The organism is Mesorhizobium sp. (genome assembly GCF_004962925.1).
GTDB lineage: Bacteria > Pseudomonadota > Alphaproteobacteria > Rhizobiales > Rhizobiaceae > Mesorhizobium.
Genome location: NZ_SUEO01000149.1, coordinates 1 through 8,370 on the forward strand (window position 1 = coordinate 1; position 8,370 = coordinate 8,370).

An 8,370-nucleotide genomic window follows, 5' to 3' on the forward strand; every position below is an offset into this window, starting at 1 on the left:
AATCGGAGGGACGATTCCAGAACCGTCCGGCGCTACTGCGCCGCTCCCGTATCGCCGTCCACCGGCGCATCGGTCTGACCTTCCACCTTGGCGGCGTCGGCCTTGGCAGCACCGGCCTTGGCGGCTTCATCGGCAAGCTTCTTCTGCAGCGCCCTGTAGCGGGCGACGTTCTCGTTGTGCTCGGCGAGCGTTGCAGCAAAGACGTGACCGCCGGTGCCGTCGGCGACGAAATAAAGGTCGTCGGTCTTCGACGGGTTGGCCACCGCTTCCAGCGCCGCACGGCCGGGATTGGCGATCGGCGTCGGCGGCAGGCCATTGATCAGATAAGTGTTGTAGGGCGTCGGCTTCTTGATGTCCGACTGGTAGATCGGACGGTCGGCGGGTTTGCCCTTGCCGCCGAACAAGCCGTAGATAATGGTTGGATCGGACTGCAGCCGCATGCCCTTGCCCAGCCGGTTGAGGAAGACGGCGGCGACCCGTGAGCGTTCGTCGCCCTTGCCCGTCTCCTTCTCGACGATCGAAGCCAGGATGACGAAGTCATCGACATTGGCCAGAGGCAGATCGGGAGCGCGCCGCTGCCAGACGTCATCGACCAGCTTCTTCTGATCCGCCAAAAGCTTGTCAACCATCTGCTGGCGTGTCGCGCCGCGGGTGAAACGCAACGTGTCGGTAGCAAGGCTGCCCTCGGGTGGAATGGTCGCCGGCATATCGCCGTCGAGCGCTGCCTGATCGGCGATGCGCTGCAGCGCCTGTTCGACGGTCAATCCCTCGGGGACGGTCAGCGAATACATCACCGACTTGCCGCTCTTCAGCAGCTCCATGATGTCGCGCATGGAGGCCTGCGGCTTGATCTCGTATTCGCCGGCCTTCAGGGCAGAATCATTGCCAAAGGCACGCACGCCAAGGCGGAAGATGCGCGCATCGCTGATCAGTCCGCGCCGCTCGAGCTGCTCAGCAATTTCCTGGACGCCGGTGTTCGGCTTGACCAGGAAGGTGTCGGCATTGGCCGACGGGCCGGGCTCGTTGAATTCCTGCTTGCCGAAATACAATGCAAAGCCGGCCGCCAGAACCAACAGCATCACCAAGGAGATGACGAAGTTCATGAACACGACGAACTGGCTGCGCGAAGCGCGCGAGCGCTTGGGCGGCGGTGTGCCGGCTTCAGGCCGCAATGCCTCGCTGGCCGTCTTCGGCACGATCGGACCCGACGGTGCGGACCGTTGCCCAAATTCCCCGTTGTCCGCCGAATTTGTGTTCATGGCGCCCTACCGTTTGATCTTGCAACGAATCCCCTTGGGCAGAGTAGAGGCGAATATGGCAAAATTGACGACACGCGCGAGCCGTGCCGGTCGGCAGACCGGTCAGCCATTGTAGCGCTGGAAGACCAGCGAGGCGTTGGTGCCGCCGAAGCCGAAGGAATTGGACAGCGCCACGTCGACCTGGCGGGCCCGCGGCTTGTGCGGCACCAGGTCGATTGCCGTTTCGCGCTCCGGGTTGTCGAGATTGATGGTGGCCGGCGCGATGTTGTCGCGAATGGCGAGGATCGAAAAGATCGCCTCGGCGGCGCCCGCCGCGCCCAGAAGATGGCCTATCGACGACTTGGTCGACGACATCGATATTTTCGACGCGGCGTTGCCGACCAGCCGCTCGACGGCGCCGAGCTCGATCGTGTCGGCCATGGTCGAGGTGCCGTGCGCGTTGATGTAGTCGACGTCTGCGGGCGTCAGCTTGGCCCGGTTCAGCGCCGCTACCATGCAGCGGAAGGCGCCGTCGCCATCTTCGGCTGGCGCGGTGATGTGATAGGCATCGCCGGTCAGGCCGTAACCGGTGACCTCGGCATAGATCTTGGCGCCACGCGCCTTGGCGTGTTCCAGCTCCTCCAGAATGACAACGCCGGCGCCCTCGCCCATGACGAAGCCGTCGCGGTCGCGATCATAGGGACGCGAGGCCGTTTCCGGAGCGTCGTTGCGGTCGGTGGACAGCGCCCGACAGGCAGCGAAACCGGCGATCGACAGCCGCGTCACCGGCGCCTCGGCGCCGCCTGCGACCATTACGTCGGCATCGCCCCACATGATCAGCCGGGCGGCGTCGCCGATGGCGTGCGCGCCGGTGGAACAAGCGGTGACGACGGCGTGGTTAGGACCTTTCAGCCCATGCCGGATCGACACCTGGCCGGAGACGAGATTGATGATCTGGCCGGGGATGAAGAACGGGCTGATGCGGCGCGGTCCACGCTCCTTCAGGATCATCGCGTTCTCGGCGATGCCTTCGATGCCGCCGATGCCGGAGCCGATCAGCACGCCGGTGGCGCACTGCTCCTCATGCGTCTTCGGCGTCCACCCCGAATCCTTCAGCGCCTCGTCGGCGGCCGCGATCCCGTAGAGGATGAAGTCGCCGATCTTGCGCAGCTCCTTCGGCTCGAGAACGGCCTCGGGATTGAAGGTTGCGTTGTCGCCGTTGCCACGCGGAATGACGTGGGCGACCTTGCAGGCAAGATCCTCCACTTCGAACTCGGTGATGCGCTTGGCTGCGCTGCGGCCGGTCAGAAGCTCCTTCCAGCTATGCTCGAAGCCCATGCCGAACGGCGAAAGTAGCCCAAGGCCCGTGACGACGACACGCCTCATCGCAGGTCCTCCTCGGTGATGACTGCAAATAGCGTCAGGCCGAAGCCTTGTCGATGTACTTCACTGCATCGCCAACAGTCAGGATGGTTTCGGCCGCATCGTCGGGAATCTCGACGCCGAACTCTTCTTCGAACGCCATGACAAGTTCGACCGTGTCGAGGCTGTCCGCGCCCAGATCATCGATGAAGCTCGCCTGCTCCGTCACCTTATCGGCATCGACGCCAAGGTGCTCGATAACGATCTTCTTGACGCGCTCTGCGGTGTCACTCATTTGGGCATCCTCGTCTTTTGGTTGTCTGTCTTCGTTAGCGGGCAGAATGCCGCTAATCAAGCTGAAAGATGGTCCTGCCGGAAACGCAACGGCACCGGACCGGTTTTTGCCCGAACCGCCGGGTTGCGGGCCGCATTACACGAAAATCGGCCTGGGTCCAAGGCGAAAAGGGGGTTTTCCCGCAACTGTCAAATCATCGCCATGCCGCCATTCACGTGAATGGTCTGGCCGGTGACATAGGCAGCTTCGTTGGAGGCGAGGTAGGCGACGGCGGAAGCGACTTCGGCGCTGGTGCCCATGCGCCGTGTCGGGATCGCCGCCATGATCGCCTCTTTCTGCTTGTCGTTGAGCTTGTCGGTCATCGCCGATTCGATGAAGCCCGGGGCGACGCAGTTGACGGTGATGTTGCGGGTGGCGATCTCCTGCGCCAGCGACTTGGAAAAGCCGATCATGCCAGCCTTGGAGGCGCAGTAATTGGTCTGACCGGGATTGCCGGTGACACCAACCACCGAGGTGATGTTGATGATGCGGCCATGCCGGCGCCGCATCATCGGATGGGTGAGTTCGCGAGTCAGCCTGAACACGGCGGTCAGATTGACCTCAAGCACGCTATCCCAGTCGGCGTCCGCCATGCGCACGAACAGCCCGTCCTTGGTAATGCCGGCGTTGTTGACGAGAATGTCGACGCCTTCGAGATCGGCCTCGGCCTTCTGGCCGAGCGCCTTGACTTCGTCGCGGTTGGAAAGGTTGGCCGGGAACAACTTGACCCGGTCGCCGAGCTCGGCGGCCAGCGTCTCCAGCTTTTCGACGCGGGTGCCGTGCAGGCCGACGATGGCGCCCTGCGCATGCAGCACCCGGGCGATCGCCTCGCCGATGCCTCCCGATGCGCCTGTGACGAGCGCCTTGCGGCCGGTCAATTCGAACATGTCTTGTCTCCTGATCTAAGAGAACACCCTTCACACGGGTGGGGTCAAATCGTGGCCAGTTATGCGAACGCTGCCAATGCCGCCTCGACATCCGCCGCCGTGCCGACAGCGCCGGTGGCGATATCGCGGTTGATGCGCCGCGCCAATCCCGACAGCACCTTGCCTGCGCCCACCTCGTAATGCGTCGCAACGCCATTCGCGCCAAGCCACTCCACCGTTTCGCGCCAGCGCACGCGGCCGGTCACCTGTTCGACCAGGCGGCGAGCGATTGCGTCCGGATCGCTGGACGGGGTTACCGACACGTTGGAGACCACGGGCACAACCGGTGCGTACTTCGTCACGCCGGCCAGCGCCTCACGCATGATCTCGGCCGCCGGAGCCATAAGCGCCGAATGGAAAGGCGCAGAAACTTGCAGCATCAGCGCCCGCTTGGCGCCCTTTTCCGTGCACAGCTTCGCCGCCAGTTCGACCGCCGCTCTGGCGCCGGAGATCACCAGCTGGCCACCGCCATTGTCGTTGGCGATCTGGCAAACCGAATCTCTGGCCGCTTCAGCGCAGGCGGCTTCGACATCGGCCTGTTCCAGCCCGATGATCGCCGCCATGGCGCCCTCGCCGGCCGGCACTGCCGCCTGCATGGCATTGCCGCGGATGCGCAAGAGCCGGGCGGCATCGGCGACCGAGACGAAACCGGCGGCGGCAAGTGCCGAATATTCGCCGAGCGAATGGCCGGCGACATAGGCGACCTTGTCCTTCAGCGAGAAGCCGCGCGATTCCAGCGCCCGGATCGCGGCAAGCGACACTGCCATCAGCGCCGGCTGGGCATTGGCAGTTAGCGTCAGCGTCTCTTCCGGCCCTTCCCAGATCAGCTTCGACAGGTTTTCGCCGAGCGCGTCGTCGACCTCTTCGAAGATCTTCCGCGATTCCGGAAAAGCGTCGGCGAGGTCCTTGCCCATGCCGACAGCCTGGCTGCCCTGTCCCGGAAAGGTGAATGCGACGGCCATCTGTGGCTCCCAAGCGGCTGATTTTTCCTGCCTGTGACGCAAGGCAGGCGGGCAAGTCAAGTCCGCCATCGGCCCAGCCCAGGCCGCTCCGGCTTGGCATCGCTGGCCGAGTGCCTGTTCCAAAAGGCTTTTTGTCGATCACTCATGATGAAAATCGCTCACGATTCGTTTGCTGGCTCTTCTTATTTCAGCCACAGGCGCTAGCTTTTTGTGACATATCGATGACAGCTCAATGACGCTTTTGTGTATGGTCGGGGGAATTGTAAGTTGGCAAGGACTAGGAAAGGCGCCGGCAAGGCCGCGCCACAGTTTCTGGAAGGCGATCCGGCCACCGGCTATCTGCCGGGCCGGAAATGGCCCGTTATCCGTTACGGCCTCGTCAGCCTGCTCGCCGCCGCCGTCCTGGTGTTTGCGATCGAACTGATCGTGCGCGGCGACTTTGCCGGCACCGTCGCCTTCTTCCTGCAGCCTTTCAAGCCGGGCTGGACCACCATCATCATTTTCGCGCTGATCCTGATCGGTCTCGACGCCGTGCTCGGCCGCAGCTACCACAGCCTGATGATCGTCGCGCCGCTGACGCTGGCGCTGGCCTTTGTCGGCCATCAGAAATCGCTCTATCTCGGCGATCCGCTCTATCCGACCGATTTCTTGTATTCACGCCAGATCGTGGCGCTGATGCCGCTTCTGGTGCGCGAACGCCCGGGAACCGCCCTCGCCATGGCGGTCGGCATCGTCGGCGGCCTGTCGCTGCTCGTCTATGGCTGGCGGCTATGGCGCCGCCGGGTACCAGCGCTCAGCCGTAAGGGCCGCCTGGCCCGGCTGACGTTGACGGTGCCGCTGCTCGCCTTCTTCGTCTCGATCATGGATTACGCGACCTTCTCGTGGACGCGTGACCGGTTGCAGATCATCCCGATCATGTGGGACCAGAAGGAAAACTACGCCTCCAACGGCTTCGCACTCGCCTTCGCGCTCAACGTGCCGATGGCCCATGTCTCGGCGCCTGCGGGCTATTCCGACAAGTCGATCGCGGCAATCGACAGGCCTGATGTAACGGCCTCGGTACCGGCCGAGAAGCCTGACATCATCATCGTCATGAGCGAATCCTTCTGGGATCCGACCGAGCTGCCCCACGTCACCATCACGCCCGATCCGATTCCCAATGTGCGGGCGCTGCGCTCGGGCTCGATGTTCTCACCCGAATTCGGCGGCATGACCGCCAATGTCGAGTTCGAGGCGCTGACCGGCTTTTCCAATGCCTTCCTGCCGGCCGGCAGCATCCCCTACCAGCAATATGTCCGCGCGCCGGTGCCGTCGATGGCGACGTTCCTGAAGAGCCAGGGCTATGAGACACGCGCCATCCATCCGGGCACGAGCTGGTTCTGGAACCGCACGCCGGTCTATGCGGATTTTGGCTTCGACGACTTCAAGTCGGAGGAAAACCTGCCATACCTCGAAAAGCGCGGGCCGCTGGCCTCGGACGCGGCGATGACCGACGAGATCATCCGCGAGGCCGACGCCACCGACAATCCGTTCTTCTTCTTCGCCGTCAGCCTGCAGAACCACGGCCCCTACGAGCCGCATCGCTACTACAATCCGACCCACAAGGTGCAGGCGCCGACCAGCCAATGGGCGAAGGATTCGCTGCTGAGCTTCACAGAGGGAGCATCCGACGCCGACAAGGGCCTCGAGCGCCTTGTCGAATGGGCGAAGAACCGCCAGCGGCCGACGGTCATCGCCTTCTTCGGCGACCATCTGCCGCCACTCGGCCCGGTCTACGTCGAAACCGGCTTCCTCAAGGACAATGTCGCGCCGCGCAAGGAGCCGCCTGACCAGATGCTGCGGCATCACCAGACGCCGCTGATCGTATGGTCGAACCGCACGGGGCCGGCCGAGGCAATGGGCGCGGTAAGTCCCGCCTTCCTGCCCTACCATGTCCTGACCACGGCCGGGATCAGCCATCCCTATTACACCGGCTTCCTCGGCCAGATGCGCGAGCATTACCGTGTCGTTGACCGCAATCTGCTGTTGACGCCGGCCGGCGAAGCCACGCCGGACTGGGCGCGCAAGAAGGAAATCGACCCGGCCATTCGCGATTTCCGTCTGCTGCAATACGACATGATGTTCGGCAAGCGCCGTGCAGCGCCCGATTTCTTCCCGGAGACGGTGAACAAGCTCGTCCCGCATACGAGCTGAAGCTGCCGCGCGACATTTTATCCTTGCAGCGGCGGATTTTCGGATCGCCCTTGCCTTGTGGCCGAATTCCTGTATAGACGCCCGCAATCTGCCGGTCCTTGCTGGGGGCTGAACGGAGGGCCGGAGGTTTTTTCGAAAACCTTCGTGTGGGGCCAGAAGCGCTTCCGCCTCCCGTGTCTCCGCTCTCGACCGTCTCGTCATGCTCCTTTCTTCCCCGCCCCCCAGGGATCAGCGGGTCAGAGAAGTTGCAGAGGCTTTTGCCGCCGGGAACCGGGAGAGAAACGAAGAAAGGCAAAAGAACAATATGGCTCTTTACGAACATGTGTTTCTTGCCCGGCAGGACCTCTCGCAGCAGCAGGTCGATGTGCTTGTCGAACAGTACAAGGGCGTCATCTCAGCTAATGGCGGGTCCGTCGGCCGGGTCGAGAACTGGGGATTGAAGTCCCTAACCTACCGGGTCAACAAGAACCGGAAGGCATACTACACGCTGATGGACATCACCTGCCCGCCGGCCGCACTCAACGAGATGGAGCGCCAGATGGGCCTGTCCGAAGATGTGCTGCGTTTCCTCACCATCAAGGTCGATGCGCATGAGGAAGGCCCGTCGGCGATGATGCAGAAGCGCGAAGAGCGCTCGGAACGTGGTGGCTTCGGCGACCGTGACCGCGGCCCGCGCTCGTTCGGCGACCGCGATCGCGGCGACCGTGGCGATCGTCCGCCGCGCAGCTTCGGTGGCGACGCCGGTGCAGACCGTGGTCCGCGCCGTCCGCGCGAAGGTGTTGAAGGGGGTGCAGAATAATGGTCGACATCAACCAGATCCCGACCCGGCGCCCGTTCCACCGCCGCCGCAAGACCTGCCCGTTCTCCGGCGCCAACGCACCCAAGATCGACTACAAGGACGTACGTCTTCTGCAGCGCTACATTTCCGAGCGCGGCAAGATCGTGCCGTCGCGCATCACCGCCGTCAGCCAGAAGAAGCAGCGCGAACTCGCCAAGGCGATCAAGCGCGCCCGCTTCCTTGGCCTGCTGCCCTACGTGGTTCGCTAACACTCTTTCAGCGGGCGGTTCGCCGCCCGCTTTTTCCCACGGCGACGGGCGCCGCGGGGTCTACCATCAAATCCCGGGTTGAGGTGAAGACCTCTAACTGCCGCGACAGGCAGGACAGCGACCTTGGCGGCGACGCCCTCAGCTTCCTGACCTGTTCCAGACAATTCGGCGTCGATGCCAGTGACTTTGGCGCCCAAACGAAGGAACAAAACCATGGATGTCATTCTTCTCGAACGCGTTTCCCGCCTCGGCCAGATGGGCGATACCGTCAAGGTCAAGGACGGATTCGCCCGTAACTTCCTGCTGCC

The 8,370-nt window shown here is 63.4% G+C and carries 8 protein-coding genes and 1 pseudogene; 4 read left to right on the forward strand and 5 right to left on the reverse strand.

Translation table 11 applies throughout. The annotated features are described in order from the left end of the window. Positions 1-32 precede the first annotated feature (32 nt). From mltG to fabD, 5 genes are all read right to left on the reverse strand, one after another. Positions 33-1,259 carry an endolytic transglycosylase MltG gene (mltG, locus tag E5W87_RS24655; RefSeq protein ID WP_292403484.1) on the reverse strand — a complete coding sequence of 409 codons (1,227 nt, stop codon included), beginning with the start codon at positions 1,257-1,259 and terminating at the stop codon, positions 33-35. A 102-nt stretch (positions 1,260-1,361) separates the two neighbouring features. Next, on the reverse strand, positions 1,362-2,624 hold the full coding sequence (fabF, locus tag E5W87_RS24660; RefSeq protein ID WP_292403487.1) for a beta-ketoacyl-ACP synthase II: 1,263 nt from the start codon (positions 2,622-2,624) through the stop codon (positions 1,362-1,364). Between the two features lie 34 nt (positions 2,625-2,658). After that, the gene (locus tag E5W87_RS24665; protein WP_006203723.1) at positions 2,659-2,895 is read right to left on the reverse strand and encodes an acyl carrier protein; all 237 of its coding nucleotides are present in this window, start codon (positions 2,893-2,895) and stop codon (positions 2,659-2,661) included. 188 nt (positions 2,896-3,083) lie between these two features. Beyond that, positions 3,084-3,821, reverse strand: coding sequence for a 3-oxoacyl-[acyl-carrier-protein] reductase (fabG, locus tag E5W87_RS24670; protein WP_292403491.1), 738 nt, complete (start codon positions 3,819-3,821; stop codon positions 3,084-3,086). Between the two features lie 59 nt (positions 3,822-3,880). After that, positions 3,881-4,822: an ACP S-malonyltransferase gene (gene fabD, locus E5W87_RS24675; protein ID WP_292403495.1), complete on the reverse strand. Its 942-nt coding sequence runs from the start codon at positions 4,820-4,822 to the stop codon at positions 3,881-3,883. Positions 4,823-5,089: 267 nt separating this feature from the next. Between fabD and E5W87_RS24680 the strand changes: the two genes are divergently transcribed. The 4 genes and pseudogenes from E5W87_RS24680 to E5W87_RS24695 form a co-directional block, all read left to right on the forward strand. Further along, on the forward strand, positions 5,090-7,015 hold the full coding sequence (locus tag E5W87_RS24680) for an LTA synthase family protein (protein WP_292403498.1): 1,926 nt from the start codon (positions 5,090-5,092) through the stop codon (positions 7,013-7,015). Positions 7,016-7,319: 304 nt separating this feature from the next. After that, positions 7,320-7,814, forward strand: coding sequence for a 30S ribosomal protein S6 (gene rpsF, locus E5W87_RS24685; protein WP_292403501.1), 495 nt, complete (start codon positions 7,320-7,322; stop codon positions 7,812-7,814). Then, positions 7,814-8,062, forward strand: coding sequence for a 30S ribosomal protein S18 (gene rpsR / locus E5W87_RS24690; RefSeq protein WP_006203718.1), 249 nt, complete (start codon positions 7,814-7,816; stop codon positions 8,060-8,062). Before rpsF ends, rpsR begins: the two co-directional genes overlap by 1 nt. A gap of 213 nt (positions 8,063-8,275) precedes the next feature. Next, positions 8,276-8,370: pseudogene (locus tag E5W87_RS24695) on the forward strand (50S ribosomal protein L9); the annotation flags it as partial.